19 protein-coding genes are annotated in these 17306 nt (G+C 60.1%); 10 read left to right on the top strand and 9 right to left on the bottom strand.

All coding sequences use genetic code 11. The annotated features are described in order from the left end of the window. Positions 1-117 precede the first annotated feature (117 nt). The 7 genes from G5S37_RS20555 to G5S37_RS20525 all read right to left on the bottom strand — a co-directional run bounded on the left by G5S37_RS20555 (position 118) and on the right by G5S37_RS20525 (position 6525). Positions 118-1746 carry a PrsW family glutamic-type intramembrane protease gene (locus G5S37_RS20555; protein ID WP_165206315.1) on the bottom strand — a complete coding sequence of 543 codons (1629 nt, stop codon included), beginning with the start codon at positions 1744-1746 and terminating at the stop codon, positions 118-120. A gap of 25 nt (positions 1747-1771) precedes the next feature. Beyond that, positions 1772-2788 (bottom strand): glycosyltransferase family 9 protein, encoded by a 1017-nt coding sequence (locus tag G5S37_RS20550; RefSeq protein ID WP_165206314.1) that lies wholly within the window; start codon positions 2786-2788, stop codon positions 1772-1774. Next, positions 2785-3507, bottom strand: a complete 723-nt coding sequence (locus G5S37_RS20545; RefSeq protein WP_165206313.1) for a metallophosphoesterase family protein — start codon at positions 3505-3507, stop codon at positions 2785-2787. Before G5S37_RS20545 ends, G5S37_RS20550 begins: the two co-directional genes overlap by 4 nt. 80 nt (positions 3508-3587) lie before the next feature. Then, positions 3588-4394 (bottom strand): hypothetical protein, encoded by an 807-nt coding sequence (locus G5S37_RS20540; RefSeq protein WP_165206312.1) that lies wholly within the window; start codon positions 4392-4394, stop codon positions 3588-3590. A gap of 22 nt (positions 4395-4416) precedes the next feature. Further along, positions 4417-5343 carry a hypothetical protein gene (locus G5S37_RS20535; RefSeq protein WP_165206311.1) on the bottom strand — a complete coding sequence of 309 codons (927 nt, stop codon included), beginning with the start codon at positions 5341-5343 and terminating at the stop codon, positions 4417-4419. Next, positions 5340-6233: an ABC transporter ATP-binding protein gene (locus tag G5S37_RS20530; RefSeq protein WP_165206310.1), complete on the bottom strand. Its 894-nt coding sequence runs from the start codon at positions 6231-6233 to the stop codon at positions 5340-5342. Before G5S37_RS20530 ends, G5S37_RS20535 begins: the two co-directional genes overlap by 4 nt. Before the next feature lie 16 nt (positions 6234-6249). Beyond that, positions 6250-6525 (bottom strand): acylphosphatase, encoded by a 276-nt coding sequence (locus tag G5S37_RS20525; protein ID WP_165206309.1) that lies wholly within the window; start codon positions 6523-6525, stop codon positions 6250-6252. A 78-nt stretch (positions 6526-6603) separates the two neighbouring features. Here G5S37_RS20525 and G5S37_RS20520 point away from each other — a divergent pair, with 78 nt between their 5' ends. The 7 genes from G5S37_RS20520 to G5S37_RS20490 all read left to right on the top strand — a co-directional run bounded on the left by G5S37_RS20520 (position 6604) and on the right by G5S37_RS20490 (position 11680). Next, positions 6604-6975: a VOC family protein gene (locus G5S37_RS20520; RefSeq protein ID WP_165206308.1), complete on the top strand. Its 372-nt coding sequence runs from the start codon at positions 6604-6606 to the stop codon at positions 6973-6975. 3 nt (positions 6976-6978) lie between these two features. Further along, positions 6979-7524: a hypothetical protein gene (locus G5S37_RS20515; RefSeq protein ID WP_165206307.1), complete on the top strand. Its 546-nt coding sequence runs from the start codon at positions 6979-6981 to the stop codon at positions 7522-7524. Positions 7525-7676: 152 nt separating this feature from the next. Then, a complete protein-coding gene (locus tag G5S37_RS20510; protein WP_165206306.1) occupies positions 7677-8846 on the top strand; it encodes a class I SAM-dependent rRNA methyltransferase in 1170 nt (389 codons plus the stop codon). 233 nt (positions 8847-9079) lie between these two features. Continuing rightward, positions 9080-10054: a 2-enoyl thioester reductase domain-containing protein gene (locus G5S37_RS20505; protein ID WP_165206305.1), complete on the top strand. Its 975-nt coding sequence runs from the start codon at positions 9080-9082 to the stop codon at positions 10052-10054. Between the two features lie 42 nt (positions 10055-10096). After that, complete coding sequence (locus G5S37_RS20500; protein ID WP_165206304.1) at positions 10097-10273, top strand: hypothetical protein; 177 nt, start codon at positions 10097-10099, stop codon at positions 10271-10273. A 170-nt stretch (positions 10274-10443) separates the two neighbouring features. After that, positions 10444-10695 (top strand): twin-arginine translocase TatA/TatE family subunit, encoded by a 252-nt coding sequence (locus tag G5S37_RS20495; RefSeq protein ID WP_165206303.1) that lies wholly within the window; start codon positions 10444-10446, stop codon positions 10693-10695. Between the two features lie 55 nt (positions 10696-10750). After that, positions 10751-11680 carry an endonuclease/exonuclease/phosphatase family protein gene (locus tag G5S37_RS20490; protein ID WP_165206302.1) on the top strand — a complete coding sequence of 310 codons (930 nt, stop codon included), beginning with the start codon at positions 10751-10753 and terminating at the stop codon, positions 11678-11680. Positions 11681-11700: 20 nt separating this feature from the next. On the opposite strand, the gene G5S37_RS20485 is transcribed toward G5S37_RS20490, so the two are convergent. After that, positions 11701-12645, bottom strand: a complete 945-nt coding sequence (locus G5S37_RS20485) for a LysR family transcriptional regulator (RefSeq protein ID WP_165206301.1) — start codon at positions 12643-12645, stop codon at positions 11701-11703. Between the two features lie 71 nt (positions 12646-12716). Between G5S37_RS20485 and G5S37_RS20480 the strand changes: the two genes are divergently transcribed. From G5S37_RS20480 to G5S37_RS20470, 3 genes are all read left to right on the top strand, one after another. Continuing rightward, positions 12717-13652: a metallophosphoesterase gene (locus G5S37_RS20480; protein ID WP_165206300.1), complete on the top strand. Its 936-nt coding sequence runs from the start codon at positions 12717-12719 to the stop codon at positions 13650-13652. Between the two features lie 96 nt (positions 13653-13748). Beyond that, on the top strand, positions 13749-14126 hold the full coding sequence (locus G5S37_RS20475; RefSeq protein ID WP_165206299.1) for a BlaI/MecI/CopY family transcriptional regulator: 378 nt from the start codon (positions 13749-13751) through the stop codon (positions 14124-14126). A gap of 30 nt (positions 14127-14156) precedes the next feature. Then, entirely contained in the window at positions 14157-15845 is a 1689-nt protein-coding gene (locus G5S37_RS20470; protein WP_165206298.1) for a M56 family metallopeptidase, read from the top strand. 253 nt (positions 15846-16098) lie between these two features. Here G5S37_RS20470 and G5S37_RS20465 read toward each other — a convergent pair whose 3' ends face one another. Next, the gene (locus tag G5S37_RS20465) at positions 16099-17169 is read right to left on the bottom strand and encodes a Gfo/Idh/MocA family oxidoreductase (protein ID WP_165206297.1); all 1071 of its coding nucleotides are present in this window, start codon (positions 17167-17169) and stop codon (positions 16099-16101) included. Positions 17170-17306 lie beyond the last annotated feature (137 nt).

The following is a 17306-nucleotide window of genomic DNA, read 5'->3' as shown; positions in this document are numbered from 1 at the left end:
CCGGCCAGAGGCCAGCGCTCCCAGGGCCGATGCGTGAAGTTTGGCGTTTCAGGAACGTGCCAACCCCGTGGCCGCTTTCCGAAGATGAAGAAGCGTCACCTCACCTGCGGTCACACCTCACACCTCGCGGAACTCGCGGATGAAGATGATGGCCACGATGGCGAGGCTGAGAGCGGTGCTGAGGGTGTCCGTGATGCCCTGGATGCTGTGGCGCTGGTAGGTGGCGGCCATCATCATCACGCCCACTAGCAAGGCGATGCCCCAGACAAAGATCGAGGTGCGGGAAAATACCCAGCCCGCGGGACGTTCGTCAGGGGAGTGCAGCAGGTTGAGATAATACTTCGCGATCGCCGCGAGGATGATCGTGTGCATGATGCTCATGCCCCACGCGTCATTGGAAATGACGGCGGTGAAGTCATACAACCCATGGGCCAGCGTCACTCCGAGGAATACGGCGAGGAATTCGGTCGCCTTGTGGAAGCGTGAGCGGAAGAGCTCGTACATTCCCCAGCCGAGAATGCCGGTAAGGCCAATATGCAGGAAGTTTGCGGTGAGAAACCTGCCCAAAGCGTGAGTGGTGCCGCCCATGGAGAAGTAGAGCAGGTTCTCATCCAGTGCGAACCCAAGCCCCACACAGCCTCCGACCAGGGCGGCTTTGGTGGCAGAGCCGTTGCTCAACAACACGGGGAGGAAGAAGGCGAACAGGAGCGCCTTCACCCCTTCTTCTGGAAGGCCCACGTTCAGGATCCAGTCCATCATGGAATGGGTGGGAGTGGGGGCATTGCCTCCGCCGTCCGTGGGCATGCGGTAGTCGATGATTTGCTGAAACCACAGCAACACCGTTACGCTGACAATGCCGGCAAAGACCGCGGGCAGGAAGCGAATCCAGCGGTACGGCTCGCGGCTTCCGGTGTACACGAGAATGCCGTACCAGATGCCGGCAGCGAGAAGTGCGAGGAATAGCGCTGCACCCTGCATCCAGCGCTCCCAGGTGATGCGGGCCATGGCTTGAAACAGCAGCTTCCGGTCAGGGATGATCTTCGCGGCATCACGCAGACCGATGGCGTCGATGGTTTTGAGGAAGGACTGATCACTGCAGAGCTCCCTCAGTGCCTCCGAATTCTTGAGCCGCACCGCCAGGATGAAGGCATTTTCGCGAGAGGCGGTGGCGTCTGGAAAGTGGCGGCTCTCCCGCATCCAGGCCTGAAGCGCCTCGTCCAAGTTTTGCAGCCGGTACTGGGTCGCGGCATAGAGTTCATTGGAGTGACGTGGAGCATCGTCATGGAGGCCGATTCGGATCAGTTCATCCAACGCCTTGTGCCTGGCGGTCACATCCTTCTGAAATTTGTAGCGGGTGTACGCCGCGAATGCTTGATATTGATCCGCACTCTCCAGATGCTGGTGAAAAAGCGCCGAGAGCTCCATGCCCTCGAACTTGAGGGTGGTGGGATCGAAGGTCTGGCCTTGCAGCAACTCCAGATCGAACAGCCATTTCATGAGCCGTGCGGGCTCCTGATTCGGCGATTCTCTCAGAAGTTCGTACTCATCCTTCTGCACGGACTGGTAGGTCTGCACGATTTCCTCCGTCGTGGGAGGATCCATGACGGGGCTTGGCCATACTTTTCCCCGCACGGCCAGCATCGACACGGAGATTAGCGCGCACACGGTCACGATGCCCCCGGCCACCCGGAGCAGGAACGAGCGATCGCGCGTCAGGTGGAAAGCTCGGGAGCGCCACTGGGACATGCTGAAGGAAGGGGAGGGTTTGGCACTAGCACCAGGTCTGGAGCACGAAGTCCGCAGCGCGACGTGCTGCGCTGGCGTCCATCATCTGCTTTGATCGCACTTCTTCATCTGAAAACGCGTGTCGGTGGGCAATTCGTCCCGCTTTCCAGACGTAGGCAGCGCTGCTGTAGGGGCCCACGCGCCGGGGATTGCTCCAGGTATGGATGCCCAGTGTGCGCGGCTGCAGTGCGGAGGCGATGTGCATGGGACCGCTGTCCACACTGATGCAGGCGCGCGATTGCCGGATCAGCCACACAAGGCCGGGCAGCGTGGTGCGATTCACCAGCGAGGTCACATGGCCACCGCTGATTTGAAACGGTTCGCCACATCTGCCAGCGATGACAACCGGGTGCGGCGCGAAGCAGTCGCACAGTGTCTGCAGCACTTCCGCGGAAAGTGATTTCCCAGCTCCACGCGAATACGGGTGCAGCAGGATGAAGTCACTGGGAATGTGTTCCGCATCCGGGCGCTCACCCTCGGGCAGGGGAAATTCCACGTCGGCAGGTGCAGTTTCGATGCCCAGGGCACGCACCAGGGTGAGGTAGCGGTCCACGGCGTGGTCCTGCTTATCCACCGGCACCACCCTGCGATACAGCAGGTGGGCGCCTTCTCGTGCGTCGGACATGCCGATCACGGGGTCGGTGCCCCTGGCCAGGCTGGTGAGCGCGCTACGCATCAGCCCCTGGAAATCCAGGGTGATTTCCGGCATGGTGCGCGGTGCGGCATTGAGAGCACGAGCCCATTGGTAGAGCCTCGGCACAGCGGCCAGGCCCTTGAATTCACCACGGGGGAAGGGGACGACTTCCGTGAGATCCGGATTGCCCTCCAGCAGGGGCATCCATTCGGGATTGCACATCCAGCGCAGCTCGAGATGCGGGTAGGCGCGCTTGATGAAGTGCGCAGAGGGAAGCGTGTGAACAATGTCTCCCAGCGAACTGGGCTTGATGAGAAACACAGAACGGAACTGTGCGAGATCTGCGACCCGCCCGTTGCTGCTGCTCATCTTCCCAAGGCGAGGCGCTCGGCCAGGATGGTGGGCAGGCCGGCGTCGCGGATTTTCTGCTGCGTGGTGCGCAGATCGTACTCCAGACGGCGGATGTTCACCGTCTGCTTTTCCACGTCATAGATGGCATAGGAGGAGCGCCAGTCGCCATCGCGGGGCTGGCCCACACTGCCCACGTTGATGAAGTACTTCACACCGCGGCGGAGGGTGGTATCCGTGTCCCGCAGGCAGCGGACGGTATCGTCCTTTTCGTAAATGCGCGGGGCGTGGGTGTGCCCGTAGAAGCAGAGCTGGGTGAACTGGTAGCTGAAGCTGGCCATCGCATCGAACCGGTTGGCCACATAGGCCCAGCTTCCGGGGGAGTCGAGGGTGGCATGCACGATGGTGAAATCCCGCACCTGGCGCACCAGCTTGAGCTCACGCAGCCACTGCTTCTGGTCCTCGGTCAGCTTCTGCCGGGTCCAGAGGAGGGCGCTTTCCGCCAGGGGATTCAGCTCGTCCAGCGTGCGGTCCTGCGTGGCTTCCTCGTCGTGGTTGCCTTTGACGACCGGGCAGTTGAGGGAGCGGACGTAGTCGAGGCATTCACCGGGATCGGCGTTGTACCCGACGATGTCTCCCACGCAAACATAGTGGGTGCATCCCTGCTCTTGGGAATCTCCCATGACGGTCATGAGAGCTTCCCAGTTGGCGTGTATGTCTCCAAAGATGGCGTAGCGCATGAAAACGGCGAAAGGTTAACGTGGGCGTGGAGGCGGGGCAGGTCAAGCTCAGGAAATGCCCTGTGGAGGAAAACTAGTGCTTAGGGGTTGGATTTGCGCAACATAGGCCGCTTCGGGACGGTCGTGTCCTTCGGGGGTGCAGGCGGGAGGCGCTGCGCAGGGGGAATATTCAGCCGGTTTTCCAGAACCCGCAGATCCCGCTGGATGCTCTCCATGCGCGTGAAGGGCTCGCCCTTGTCGTAGTAACGTTTCAGGATTTCGTAAGCTTTCTCCGAGGAGGCGCGGTCGCCCACTTTCACCAGTTCATAGGCCGCGAGGCGCTCCATGAAGTCGAGGGATCCGGCGGCATGCGCCCTGAGGAAGGCGTCGGCAGCCAGGGTGGGGTTGGGTTGGCGGTCCTTGTAGATGTATCCCAGGGTTTCCAGAAGGCGGCGGTTTTCGGGCAGGTACTGCAGGCCCTCGTTGATGATTTCGATGCCGCGCTGCACGTGATCCTGGAAGAGCTTGTTCTGGATGGCAGCGCGAAGCTCCTTGTCCCGCTTGAAGTAGGAGGCGGCATTATAGGCCATGTGCCAGGCCGCATCATCCCAGTAAGTGGGCTCGTAGGGCTTCATGCGCGTGACCAGGGTCATGCGGTTATCCACCGCGCCCCAGTCGTTTCGTTCCCAGGCGGAGTAAGCTTCCAGATAGCCCACGCTCGCCACGAGGCCGCGCAGGCCCCCGAGCGAAGCCAGAAACATCTGACCAAAGTCCTCCAGCCAGCTTACCTGCGGTGGGGACTGCTTCAGTCCCTGCTCCCGGAGGGACATGGTCATCGCCTGTTCCAACGGGAAACGCGCCAGGCCAAAGGCCAGGAAGAGAATCACGCCGAGGATACGCTTTTTCATCGGAGCTGGCAGACAGGGAAGGTTAGAGTTCCTTCTCCACAAAGAAGAGGTGGGAGACCACCATGTACGCGGCCACGTACATCATGGCATAACCGGTGAGCTGGCCCAACACACTCAGGGGCACTCCTCCCTTGGTGAGTTCCGTGGTCAGGTTGAACATGCCCAGGTCCGGGCAGAGAATGGCGAGAAGGGCGCCCACGGTCTTCTCGGTCCATCCGTAGAGTCCCTTGAGCACCCACTCGCGCATGAGGGCCACGCCGAAACCCGCGATGGTAAAGGCGACGGAGGTCACGATGGTGAAAAGGGTCGTGCTGGCAAAGGTGGAGATGAGCAGTGTCAGTGCCGTGACGACTGAGGCTTGGAGGAACACCGTCCACACCTGCACGTGCACGCTGCTGGTGAGTCCGTATTTCTTGATGCTCGCCTCCACGAAGGCGAGGTTCTCAGGAGTGGCCGCCTGCTGCTGCTCCAGCATGGCGATCATGCCTGAGAGCAGTACCTGCTGCTTGAGCCATAGCACCAGGGACAAGACCAAATCCATGAGCAGCAGACCACAGAAGAGGAGCAGGAGCATGCCGAAGAGCTTGCCAAGCAGATACTCGTACCGGGGGACCGGCTTGCTCAGGATGGTGTAGAGCGTGCGGTCCTCGAGATCCTTGGGCAGCAGGAGGGCTGTGGCGGTAATCGAAAACACGATGGACGCCACCATCATCGAGCCCATGGACCAATCTTTGAGCTGCATGAGCTGCTGCTCCGGGCTTAACTGGGGAAAGAAGAACGCGGCGCCCAGTGCCACCAGGCAGAACACGGCGAGGAACGCGAGGATGCGCATCCGCAGGAGCTGCGTGGCCGTGTGCGTGGCGAGGGTCCACACCCGGAACAGGGAAAAGGCAGCGTGCTGCCGGGGCTTGGGCGGTGGGGAGGCAACGGTCGGACTGGTACTGCTCATGACTTGTCCTCCTCGCCGGTCTGGGTGGTGCATTCGAGGAAGAGTTTTTCCAAGGTGGTACGGGGCTTGCCCATGGAGACGATGCGGGTGCGTTCAGCGGTGCCGTCCTTTTCCACCAGGGCGCGAATGGCTGCCAGGGTCTGGGGTGAGGCGTTTTCCAGGAGGATTTCTGTCTGGTTCTCCACGGAGATGAGGTCATCAAGAACCCCCTCGCGCACCATGGTGCCGTTCGACATGATGCCCACGCGGTCGCATACCTGCTGCATCTGCTCCAGGAGGTGGGAGGTGACCACAATGGTGATGCCGCGTTCCTTCAGTTCCAGGATCAGGTCGCGGATGCGGCGAGAGGCCACCGGGTCCACGCCGGCGGTAGGTTCATCCAGGATGAGAAGGCGTGGCCCGTGGATGAGGGCCTGGCCGAGACCGACACGCTGCAGCATCCCCTTCGAATAGCCGCCCACGCGGCGGTCGGCGGCATGTTGCAGGCCGGTGAGCTTCAGCATTTCCTCGGTACGGTCCTTGAGCTCGGAGCCTCGGAGGCCGCAGAGCTTTCCGTAGAAGAGGAGGGTCTCGCGTCCGCTCAGGTGCTTGTAGAAATAGGGATTCTCCGGCAGGAAACCGATGTCGGCGCGACCGGCGACCATTTCGCTGCTCTCGCCAAAAATGCGCACGGTCCCCGCAGTAGCTCGCAGCAGGCCGAGCATCACCTTCATGGAGGTGGACTTGCCGCAGCCGTTGGGTCCGATGAGCCCGTAGACCTCGCCCTGATGCACGCTGAAGGAGAGATCCTGCACTGCCACCAGCGGGGCAGTGCGGAAGCCTGTCTTGAAGGTCTTGGTCAGGTGCTCCACTTCCACCGCGAGCGGTGGGGCTTGTGAGGTTGATTCCATGAGAGCTGTGTGTGGATCAGTGGGTGATGCTGAATCCTCTGACACCCGCGAGGTCCGGAATGTCATGAGACTCCACATTTTTGATGTTTCCGCCCAGTGAGCTGTTCTCAATTTCTTCCAGAAAGGCTTCAAGTTCCTCAGGGTCGTGGGACATGGCCTGCAGCTCGACGCGGCCATCCGGAAGATTCTTCACCCAACCCACCACTTCAAACCCGCCCGCGATGCGCTTCACCGTGTACCGGAATCCCACGCCCTGCACCTTGCCCTTATAAAATACCTGTCTGGCTGCCATTCCCATCAAAAAAGCCGGGGGAGGGGAAAGATGCAAGACTGGAATGTGGTCCCAACATGAGCTTGGCTGCCCGCCGTCATGAAAGCCATCTCTCTCAATCTTGTGGTTCTCCGTTCTTCCGACCTCGTACGAGCGGTGGATTTCTACACACGCCTGCTGGGGTTGGAGTTTGTGAAGCATCGGCACGGAAAAGGGCCTGAGCACTTCTCCGCGGAATTGGGCGGCGTTGTGTTCGAGCTCTATCCGCTGGCGCCGGATGGCCCATCCACTCTTGGGACGCGTCTTGGATTCAAGGTGCCTTCGTTGGAGGCGGCGATTGCTGCGGTTGGCACTGAATATCCAGAGGCGATTCTCTCTCCACCGAAGGATTCTGAGTGGGGACGCCGTGCCGTGGTGGTGGATCCAGGTGGGCATCGAGTGGAGTTGGTGGAGAGAACGTCAGCAAGTTGAGTCATGAATACGCTTCCCAATGTCAGTTCAGAAGGCGGTCCCTTGATACTGTCGGACGCTGGAACTTTGCGCGGATGGCACGGCGGTTTCGGCAGCGGTGGGGACTATGCAGAGGCATGCGCAGCCACGACCGATGGACTGGTTGGCTCGATTCGCGAGCACATTCTTGTCTGGGAGCTTGAGGGTGCCGGTACCGCTTACCTGGCTTCGCGAACCTCGGACAGTTTCACGCTCATCCGCATCTGGGCGGCAAATGGTGAGCCCTCGGATGACGAAATCCGTGACATGCTACAACTCGCGATCCCCACGCCATACAAAGCGCACTTTCGTCTCAGGGCTTCTCCTGCGGTGCTTATTTGGGCCGCCGAGGAGGCAACACAGATATCCATCCCTCCGGCGCTCGAAGGTGTGCCCCTCGGAGATTGGAGCATGGGGGGGACTGCTTATTACTTCCCTGTCTATCCGGGGAACTACGAGGCGGCAGTCCACGAGTATCAATCGGAGAATCTCTCGTTTTTCGTCCTCGTTTGCCATCGGCAGGCAGATTGATACCGGGCGCCTCCCTTGAGGGACGTGAGAAAACCCCACACCGAAGGTGACAGGCGGCCTTTTTCGGCTATGGCTACAGGCTGCACTTTTCCCGGCCTGTCCTGGAGAGGTGCTTTCCTGTCTTCAAACTCCATCCCTGTCTTCATCCTTCCATGACCACCCTTACCGTCAAACCCCGCTCGCGTCTCTTTCACGGCCATGAGTGGGTCTACGCCAGTGACGTGCAAAACATCGCCGGCACCGCTGAACCGGGAGACGTGGTCGCCCTGAAGGATGTGAAGGGCAAGCCGCTGGGCAGCGCGATTTACAATCCGAAGTCGCAGATTGTCGCCCGCCGTTTCTCCTACCGGAAGCAGGACCTCGACCAGGAATTTTTCGTCCGCCGCATCGAGCGCGCGCTGAACTATCGCAAAACCCTGCCGCTGGACCAGAACCTGTGCCGCCTTGTCTGGAGTGAATCGGACGGCCTGCCCGGCCTCATCGTGGACCGCTACGGCGACCACCTCGTGATGCAGACGCTGACTTTTGCGATGTCCGCCCGTCAGGACCTGATTGTGGCTGCGCTGGTGGAGCTGCTCCAGCCGAAGTCCATCACGGGACGCAACGATTCCCCCGTGCGCAAGGCCGAGGGCTTGGAGCTGGAGAAGAAGCTGCTGCACGGAGCGACGCCGGCCCCCTTTGAGTACAAGACGAACGGCATGGTCTTCCAGATCGACCTCATGGAAGGTCAGAAGACCGGCATGTACCTAGACCAAATCGACAACTACTCGCTGGTGGCGCGTCATGCGAAGGGCAAGCGCGTGCTGGATTGCTTCACCAACCAGGGCGGCTTCGCCCAGGCGGCAGCGCTTGCCGGCGCCCGCGAAGTCATTGCCGTGGACGTGAGCGAGACTGCCGTGGAGATGTGCTTGCGCAACGCCCGCAGTGCCGGCGTGGCCATTGGCGCACGCGCGGACAATGTCTTCGACTACCTGAAGACCGCAGAGAAGGCTGGCGAGCAGTACGATCTGATCGTGCTGGACCCGCCGAGCTTCACCAAGTCCAAGCAGTCCCTGACGGACGCCATGCGCGGCTACAAGGAGATCCACCTGCGCGCCATGAAGATGCTCCAGCCCGGCGGCATCCTGGCCACCTTCACCTGCTCGCACCACGTGAGCATGGGTGACTTCCGCATGATGATCAATTCGGCGGCAGTCGATACGCGTCGAACCCTGCGCTACATGGACACTTACACGCAGCGCGCGGACCATCCCATCATCACCGGCATCCCTGAGACGGAGTATCTCCGTGGGTTTTCGCTGGAGGTGATTGGGGGGTGGTAGCAGCCCGTGGGACGGTAAGCGGTGAGCGGTGCGACAGTAAGCGGTGGGACGGTAGTCCCGTGCAGCGTTACTTGGTGAATCGCTGTCGTTTTGAGGCCCGATTTGCTGCTTGGTGCAACACACTGTTGCAGATCGCGTACCCACAGACCTAGAGTTCGAAGCGATGCCAATGCGTGAGCGCACCCCTGTGCTCATCCACCGTCGCACCGCTTACCGCTCACCGTCGCACCGATATGCGTCTCACTTTCCACCAAGCTGGCCTGCCTTCTGAAGTGCTCAAACTGGAGCCGTATGATCCGCCGGTGCCGCAGCGGCATGAGGTGCTGGTGCGCATGCTGTATGCGCCCATCAATCCGGCGGACCTGAATTTCATCGAGGGGACGTACGGCAAGAAGGCAAGCTTCCCCGCGCATCCCGGCAACGAAGGGTGTGGCCGCATCGAGGCGGTGGGGGACGAGGTGGACTCGCTGGAGGTGGGGGACCTGGTGATCCCGCTGCACCCCATCGGCACCTGGTCGCGGTATCTTTTGGCGGCGGAAAATCAGTTCGCGAAGCTGCCCTCGGAGCTGGATCCCGTGCAGGCCAGCATGCTCCGTGTGAACCCCACGACCGCCTGGCAGATGCTTCATGAGTTTCGTGAGCTGGGGAAGGGAGAGGTGGTCGCGCAAAATGCAGCGAATTCAGGTGTGGGCCGCGCCGTGATTCAAATCGCGAAACACTTGGGCCTGCGCACGGTGAACTTTGTGCGCCGGGAAGCGGTCATTGGGGAACTCACGGCACTGGGCGCGGACTCCGTGCTGATCGATGGCGGTTCAGACGAAGCGGCGGCCCGGAGCGCGCTGGGAGGGCAGCCCCTGCATCTTGCCCTGAATGCCGTGGGCGGAGACAGCGCCCTGCGCCTGATGGATCTGCTGGCTCCCGGCGGCGCCCATGTGACCTACGGAGCCATGAGCCGGCGCAGCCTGAAGATTCCAAACAAGTTCCTCATTTTCAAGAATTTGGAAATCCGAGGATACTGGCTCACCCGGTGGATCGAGCAGGCGTCCCACATCGAGATTGGGAACGTGCTCCGACCCCTGGCGGAGATGATGATGGAGGGCAATCTCACCCTGCCGGTGGAGCAGATCCTACCCATCGAGAATTTCGCGGAGGCCGTGAAGCTGGCTGCCCAAGATGGACGTGCCGGGAAGGTGGTACTCGCTCTTTGAAAGGTTCCCAGGCGACGTGTAGTTTTATTTGGAGAGGACCGCATGCACCTCGGCATTCTGGCGTTTGACCCTTTTGGCACTGGTGGGATGATGATTCTCGCCGTCGTGATTTTAGTGCTGGGTGCGGGGAATTACCGCGCTTTCGTTCGCAGCCTCTCGAAGAACATTGCAGATTTCAAAAAGGCACGTGACGATTTTGAAGACCGCCATGGCCTGTGAGTGGGTGGCGTGCTCTCGGGCCTGTAGAGCGTGCGATTTGCTCCCCCATTTGGGTGATGATAGGGGCGCTAGTACGGTTGGCTATGAGAGCCGGACGCAGAGAGAAAAGTGGTCCTGTCGCTGTGAAAGTTCCCATTGCAGCCCCACGTTAGGGGAGTATGCTTACTTCCATGAACCACCCCATCCTCGCAATTGGGCCGCTTGGCACCACGGAGATGATCATCATCGCCGTGCTTGTGCTCGTGCTCTTCGGAGCCAAAAAGCTTCCCACCTTCGCCCGTAGCCTCGGTAAGAGCATGGGTGAATTCAAAAAGGCGCGTGAGGAGTTCGAACATGAACTCACCAGTGCCCAGGACGATGTTGTCAATACCCCCACGAAGCAGCCGGAGCAGAAACGCATCCCGACTACGACGGAGGTGTAAGGACAGGATATCCTTTCTTGCCAATTCGCGCCGCTTCATGTTGCCTCGCCGCAGCATGAAGCGGTTTTCTTTTGTCCTTGTCGCATGGGTGGCGTGGCTGCTGTCAGCCATCCTCCTGCCGGCACAGGATGCACAAAGGGTGGTGCCGAGGCGGCAGGTCACCATGTGCTCCTACAACTTGAAGAACTACCTCAAGATGGAGCGCTTCGTGAAAGGCGTGCGCACGGAGGGCATTGGGAAACCGGAAAGCGAGAAGGAAGCCGTGGTGAAGAGCATCGTGGCTATCCACCCGGACATTCTTGGGCTCTGCGAAATCGGCACCATGGAGGATGTGCAGGATCTCCAGCAAAGGCTGAAGGAGGCCGGGCTGGATTTGCCAAACGTGGAACTGGCAGGGGGAGGGGATCCCACCCGCAGACTCGCGCTGCTGACGCATCTGCCGATTCTCGCGCGGAACTCGCAGCCGAAGCTCACCTATCAAATCGGACAAAAGGTTTTTCCCGTCTCGCGTGGATTCCTGGATGCGACAGTCGAACTGCGTCCGGGATGGGAGCTTCGCTGCGTGGGAGCGCATTTGAAATCGAAACGCGAAGTGCCGGAGGCGGACCAGGGACTCATGCGAAGGAATGAAGCGCATCTTTTGCGCACCCATCTGGAAGGCATTCTCAAAGCGAAGCCCGAGACCAAGGTGGTCTGCTATGGTGACTTCAACGAACACGCCCACGAAGCTCCCATGGTAGAAATCGAAGGCGTGCCCGGCATGGAACTCTCCATGCGCGATGTGCGCCTGCGTGATCGTCACGGCCTCACGTGGACTCACTACTGGGAGTTCGCGGATGTGTATTCACGCTTCGACTACTTCTTCGTGAGTCGTGAGATGCAGCGGCATGTGAATCACAAGGAGTCGTACATCTACGATGCAGAGAAGTTCGACGAGGCGAGTGACCACCGGCCGATTGTGTTGAAGATTGATCTGGCGAAGTGAACCGACGCTGGAGCTCGGCTTCAGGGGTGTTTTAGGCTCCTCTTTGAGTAACGCGAAAGGATGGTGGCCAGGGCGAGCAGAGTCCGGGCATCCACACTTCGGCGTGCCATCTGCCGCGTATTCCAGTGAAGGCATAGCGGACGGCCATAGTCCTTCAAGGGGGCAAAAGTACGCAGTACCACGCCGGATTGTTCCAGCCCGGCCACGCCCCAGGAAGGGAGCACGCCGGCATAGTGGCCTGTCTCGATGAGTTGTCTCACGTGGAGGAACGAATGGCACTCCACGGCGGGAGCCAGTTTCACGTGGTGCTTCTCGAAGGACTGCGCGAGCGTCTCATGAAACTGGCCACCAGTGGTCGGCACTACGAGTGGAAGGGTGGACCACGCACGAGGCTGGCTCAGCAGCGCAGTGCCATGTTCCCGGACCATTTTTCCTGGTACGCAGAGATAGAAATCCACCTTCTTTGCGACGCTTGCTTGTGGAAGGGATGCGGAGACCGCGTCTTGCCGCACGATGGCAAAGTCGAGACGCCCCTCCCGGATGGCTTCCACCAAGTGCATGGAGCGGTGTGCTTCCACGCGCAGCTTGGCTCCGTCAAGGTGTCCGACAATCTCATGCAGATTCGGCAACACGAGCCATTCCAGAATGCTGTTACTGGCGCCAATGACAAACTGCTTGGCCACGTGGGCCTGCTCATGCTTGAAGTCCTCCAGTCCCTGCAACTGCTCGCGGGTCAATGCGGCCAGCCGGGCACCGGCTCTGGAAATGACGATGCCCTTGCCGCGACGCTCCGTGAGCTGTGTGCCGAAGAAGGTCTCCAATTCGCGAATCTGCCTGCTGTACAGCGCCTGGCGGGAGGCATCCCCCTGGGCTGCTTTCGAAATGGATCCAGCCTCTGCCACGGCGAGGAAGTTGCGTAAACGGTCCAGGGAGAGCCCCGACTCACCAAGCAAGGTTTCAAACATAACTGGATGATTATATAACATGCACTTACGAGTCTTTCCAGCGGGAGTGCGCATAGTACGGTGCCTGCGTGATGAAAGAGAAATGCTACGATCTCATCGGGGACATCCATGGGCACTACGACAAGGTGACCGCGCTGTTGCTGGCGCTCGGTTACATGCCCACGGAAACGACATGGAAGCATGCGGAGAGACGCAAAGTGATCTTCCTGGGGGATTACATCGATCGCGGCCCGAAGATTCGCGAAACTTTGCAGTTGGTCCGCGGTATGGTCGAGGCAGGAGACGCGCGAGCCATCATAGGGAACCATGAGTTCAACGCTCTGTGCTTCGCCACGCCCGACGGGAATGGTGGATACCTGAGGCAGCGTACGGAGAAGAACATCAATCAGCACGCCAAGACTCTTGAGGCCTTTGATGGTCGGGAGGAAGAGTGGAGGGATTGGCTACGCTGGTTTCGTGAACTTCCGGTCTATCTGGATCTGGGGGATCTGCGTGCGGTGCATGCAACCTGGGATGAGCGGTTTGTGGACTTGCTAAGAGGCGCTCCTCTGGCGGACGAGGCATTCTTCAAGGCTGCGTGTACTGATGGAACTCCCGAGAACATGGCGGTCGTGATGCTCTTGAAAGGTCCGGAGATGCCTTTGCCAGAAGGGTTCCATTTGGTGGACAAGGAAGGCCATGCGCATACGAAGACACGTGTGCGCTGGTGGGGCTTGGGCGGAGACGAAATGCTCGGCGACCTGGTGATGCCACGGGCTGTCCCTGAGTTTGCCGTGCGCGTTCCGGCCGAGAATCTTGCCGATGTACCCAACTATGCCGCGGATGCTCCACCGGTGTTTTTTGGTCACTATTGGCTGCCCCCGGATGCTCCGAAGGAACCACTGGCGCCGAACATCGTGTGCCTGGATTTTGCAGCTGCTCTTGGCGAAAATCCCCTGTGGGCGTATCGCTGGGATGGAGAAGCGAATGTACGGGCCACGAAGTTCGTTTGCGCAGATAGGGCGTGAGTTGATTTCCCACATTCCAAGCGAGAGTCCGGAATGTGCTAATAATTTAGCAGAAACATCTTGTCTTGAATGAGCGAATTGTGCTAAAAAATTAGCATGCCAACGAAATCCAGCCAGCTAAGCAGGCGCGAAAGGCAGATCATGGACATCATCTATGCCCGTGGGGAAGCTACGGCGGCGGAGGTGGTGGAATCCATGGCGGATGCTCCGAGCTACTCGGCGGTTCGTGCCTTCCTGCGAATCCTTGAGGAAAAAGGTTTCCTCAAACATCGCGAAGATGGAAAGCGGTACGTCTTCCTGCCCACGGAAGCGCGGGAGAAGGCGAGCAAGTCCGCGCTGAAGCAGGTGGTGAAGACCTTCTTCGCTGGCTCGCTCGCGAGCGCCGTGGCCGCCCTCGTGGATGGCCGTGAAAAGATTTCGCCCGAGGAACTGCAGCGCCTTGAGGACATCATTCAGAAAGCCAAGAAGCACTAAGTAGAAACTTTCCACTCACTCCTCTGTGTCATGAATCCGTCCCTCATTCCCGTTGTTGATGTCGTCGCGAAGGGTATCGCGGTGTTGTTGCTGGCCATGGGCATCCTGAGCTTGTGGCGTGGTGCCTCCGCTTCGCAGCGCAGCCTGGTGTGGCTGCTGTGTTTTGGCGCGTTGTTGTTGTTGCCCGCCTCCACGCTTTTCCGGCCGATGTGGCAAGTGACGGTGGCCGAAGCGCGCAGCGTTGTGCAGCTTCCTGCGACTCCGATACCGGTAGTCACTGCGGCCGAGGTGGCAGGAGATGCGGCTCCGGTGGAGACGGCGAAGGTGGACAGCATCATGTCACGGTGGACCTTGCTTCAGATGGCTGCCGCAGTGTGGGCCACGGGTGTGGCGTTGGTGCTGGGATGGAGATTCATGGGCAGCATTCGCCTCCGGATGCTCAGTGTCTGCACCCGGCGCTGTGATGACGCGAGCGTGCGTAGAGTGTTTGATCGAGTCTCGAAAGAGGTGGGCCTGCGTCGCCCCGTGGATCTTCGTACGAGTGAGCAAGTTTCCGTGCCCATGACTTGGGGCAGCTTGAAGCCCGTGCTCTTGTTGCCGGAGGAGGCATTGTCCTGGTCGGAGGAGGAAGTTCTCGCAGCCATGAGGCATGAGATGGGGCACATCAAGCACTGGGATCATCCTGCACGCCTTCTAATGTCCGTCGTGTGCGCCGTGTATTGGTTCAATCCTCTCGTCTGGATCGCCGCCAGGCGCTGGCGCACCGCTCAGGAACAGGCCAGTGATGATCTGGTGGTCGCCCAGGAAGAGCAGCGTGCGGATTCCTACGCCATGCAGTTGCTGAATGCGGCACGCCGCACGCAGCGCGAGGGCCTGCTGAAGCTGCCGGTCATGACGATGGCCCAGCCCTCGACGCTGGAGCTCCGGCTCAGCGCCATCATGGATGAGCACAAGAACCGGGGAACGGTACGCCGTGCTGCGGTGTGCCTGGGAGGTGCCGGTGCGCTGGCCCTGCTCACGCTTTGCACGGGGCTCCAACTGCAAGCAGCGGAACCTGCGAAGCCAGCGCAGCAGGTTGGCGGGAATGCCTCTCCCAAGCCCGCTTCGCTGCAGCGCGCGGAGGGCATCATTTTTCCCACCGTGGAGTTTAGAGACGCGACGCTGAACGAAGCCGTGGAATTCTTCCGGATCAAGAGCCGCGCCAACGACAAGGATAAAAAGGGCGTGAATATTCTGCTGAGTCCTGACGCAGGGAACTCAACTGCGCGGCTGACACTCAGCCTCAAGGAGGTGCCTTTGAGCGAAGCCCTGCATTATACCGCGGAGCTTTCCGGGATGGAACTCACCGCGGATGACGTTACCTTGTTCCTCAAGAAAAAGGGAGACTCAAAGGCCAAGCCGGAAACCAAGGCTCCTGCCAAGTCAGCGGCTCTGGAGAAGGCCGGAACGATCATCTTTCCCAAGATTCAATTTGCCTCCGCGACACCCAGAGAAGCGGTCGAATTCCTGAACATCAAAGCAAGGGAAATGGATCCGGATAAGAAAGGGGTGAACATCTTCCTCGTCCCGGACAAATCGGTCGAGGGGGTCAAGATCACCCTCGATCTCATTGAAGTGCCACTGAGCGAGGCTGTGCGTTATGTGGCTGAGCTCGCGGGGATGGAAGTGGTCGCGGAACAGAGCGCGCTGTACCTGCGACCGAAGGGTGTGCAGAAGTGATCTAATTTGGTGGGGAGCCGCTGCGCCGGCTTCCTGACTAGAGAGGGCGGAGGTAGGGCGGAGCTTGCGGGTGCCAGCGCCTTGCCGCATGCCAGTTCCACACCACCTCCGCCCACTTGATTAGGAAGCCGGCGCAGCGGCTCCCCACCAGTGCATAAGGCACGCAAAGCAACAGACCAGAGGATCGGCATAAGGCTCGCTCCACGGTTTGAGCGGCTCTAGACATCGTGAAAGCCCCTCTAGTAGCGCGATCCTACTCCACCAGCTTCAAAGTCTTCTTCTGCTGGGCGCTGAGGTAGGCGGTGTCCACAATCTGCTGGCCGATGCGCGAGATCTCCACGGTGAGTGGCCCGATCAACGGCGCGCCGGTTTCCAGATGATGGATGACGTGCTCGATGGGATTGCGGTTCGGGGATTTCAACTCGTCCACGGGAAGCTCATATCCCTCCGGTTTCTGCCGGGTCTGCACAAAGACGGTCTCCGCGTAGTCGTAGCAGGAGATGGTGCCGTCCGTGCCTTTGATCACGAAGCCGCACTTTGGCTGGGGTTGGTGCGTCCACGGGTCGGTGAAGGTGCCCCAGCGGGTTTCGGTTTTGCTGAGGCCAAAGGAGTAGCGGATGATGGCCACACTGTGCTCGTCCACTTCGAGTCCTTGGGGCTCATCCCAGACGCCAGTAACTTCGATGGGCTTGCGTCCACCGAGATGCCAGGTGCCGAGCGTGGTGCCGTAGCCCATGTAGTCCAGCAGCGAGCCGCCACCCTGGGACTTGCTGTAGAACCAGCTCGCGGCCTTCTCCGCGGCGGTGGGCTCGACTTCGATCTTGTCCGCACCGTGGTAGAGCGGGCCACGATTGCCACCGTAGTGGTGGAACTCGCGCACCTCACCGATGAGGCCTTCCAGGATAAGACGATGCGCTGTCTGCTGGCAGGCGATCCACACGAGAGGCCAGTTCACGGCCAGCAGTTTGCCCGTCGGCTTCATGGCGGCCACCATGGCATCGGCTTCCTGCAGGGTGCCGGCGAAGGGCTTCTCCATGATGATGTGCGTGCCGAAGGGGGCGACCTTCTCCACCCACTCGCCATGGCGTGAGGCTGCGGGACAGAGCACCACGAGATCCGGCTTGGTCTTCTCAAGACACGCGCGGTAGTCGGTGAAGACCTGATCCGTGCTGAGGCCGAAGTTCTTCGTGGCGCTCACCATGCGCTCGGGCTGCTCATCGCTGATGCCGACGATCTCCGCATTGGGATGCTCCGACGCCTGCCGCAGTAGGTCGCCCATGTGGAAGTGATCAAAGTTGATGCCAGCGATGCGCCATTTTTTCATGAGATGAGGAAGAGGTGATAGGTGGTGAAATGACTATTTTAGAGCTTGTGCAACATACAGCGATGGTTGCTCAATGGTATGTTGTGATGCGTTCCGCAGCCGCGCCCTGAAAGGGCGCAGGAGCCCAGCCCAGGGTT

Source organism: Roseimicrobium sp. ORNL1, from assembly GCF_011044495.1.
In the GTDB taxonomy this organism is placed as follows: domain Bacteria; phylum Verrucomicrobiota; class Verrucomicrobiia; order Verrucomicrobiales; family Verrucomicrobiaceae; genus Roseimicrobium.
Note: the sequence above shows the minus strand (reverse complement) of the source record. Positions and strands in the feature narration are given on the sequence as shown.

Excerpts from the sequence above, each read along its gene's own strand:
- G5S37_RS20555 (WP_165206315.1), bottom strand. The coding sequence starts at position 1,746 with ATGTCCCAGTGGCGCTCCCGAGCTTTCCACCTGACGCGCGATCGCTCG.
- G5S37_RS20550 (WP_165206314.1), bottom strand. The coding sequence starts at position 2,788 with ATGAGCAGCAGCAACGGGCGGGTCGCAGATCTCGCACAGTTCCGTTCT.
- G5S37_RS20545 (WP_165206313.1), bottom strand. The coding sequence starts at position 3,507 with ATGCGCTACGCCATCTTTGGAGACATACACGCCAACTGGGAAGCTCTC.
- G5S37_RS20540 (WP_165206312.1), bottom strand. The coding sequence starts at position 4,394 with ATGAAAAAGCGTATCCTCGGCGTGATTCTCTTCCTGGCCTTTGGCCTG.
- G5S37_RS20535 (WP_165206311.1), bottom strand. The coding sequence starts at position 5,343 with ATGAGCAGTACCAGTCCGACCGTTGCCTCCCCACCGCCCAAGCCCCGG.
- G5S37_RS20530 (WP_165206310.1), bottom strand. The coding sequence starts at position 6,233 with ATGGAATCAACCTCACAAGCCCCACCGCTCGCGGTGGAAGTGGAGCAC.
- G5S37_RS20525 (WP_165206309.1), bottom strand. The coding sequence starts at position 6,525 with ATGGCAGCCAGACAGGTATTTTATAAGGGCAAGGTGCAGGGCGTGGGA.
- G5S37_RS20520 (WP_165206308.1), top strand. The coding sequence starts at position 6,604 with ATGAAAGCCATCTCTCTCAATCTTGTGGTTCTCCGTTCTTCCGACCTC.
- G5S37_RS20515 (WP_165206307.1), top strand. The coding sequence starts at position 6,979 with ATGAATACGCTTCCCAATGTCAGTTCAGAAGGCGGTCCCTTGATACTG.
- G5S37_RS20510 (WP_165206306.1), top strand. The coding sequence starts at position 7,677 with ATGACCACCCTTACCGTCAAACCCCGCTCGCGTCTCTTTCACGGCCAT.
- G5S37_RS20505 (WP_165206305.1), top strand. The coding sequence starts at position 9,080 with ATGCGTCTCACTTTCCACCAAGCTGGCCTGCCTTCTGAAGTGCTCAAA.
- G5S37_RS20500 (WP_165206304.1), top strand. The coding sequence starts at position 10,097 with ATGCACCTCGGCATTCTGGCGTTTGACCCTTTTGGCACTGGTGGGATG.
- G5S37_RS20495 (WP_165206303.1), top strand. The coding sequence starts at position 10,444 with ATGAACCACCCCATCCTCGCAATTGGGCCGCTTGGCACCACGGAGATG.
- G5S37_RS20490 (WP_165206302.1), top strand. The coding sequence starts at position 10,751 with ATGAAGCGGTTTTCTTTTGTCCTTGTCGCATGGGTGGCGTGGCTGCTG.
- G5S37_RS20485 (WP_165206301.1), bottom strand. The coding sequence starts at position 12,645 with ATGTTTGAAACCTTGCTTGGTGAGTCGGGGCTCTCCCTGGACCGTTTA.
- G5S37_RS20480 (WP_165206300.1), top strand. The coding sequence starts at position 12,717 with ATGAAAGAGAAATGCTACGATCTCATCGGGGACATCCATGGGCACTAC.
- G5S37_RS20475 (WP_165206299.1), top strand. The coding sequence starts at position 13,749 with ATGCCAACGAAATCCAGCCAGCTAAGCAGGCGCGAAAGGCAGATCATG.
- G5S37_RS20470 (WP_165206298.1), top strand. The coding sequence starts at position 14,157 with ATGAATCCGTCCCTCATTCCCGTTGTTGATGTCGTCGCGAAGGGTATC.
- G5S37_RS20465 (WP_165206297.1), bottom strand. The coding sequence starts at position 17,169 with ATGAAAAAATGGCGCATCGCTGGCATCAACTTTGATCACTTCCACATG.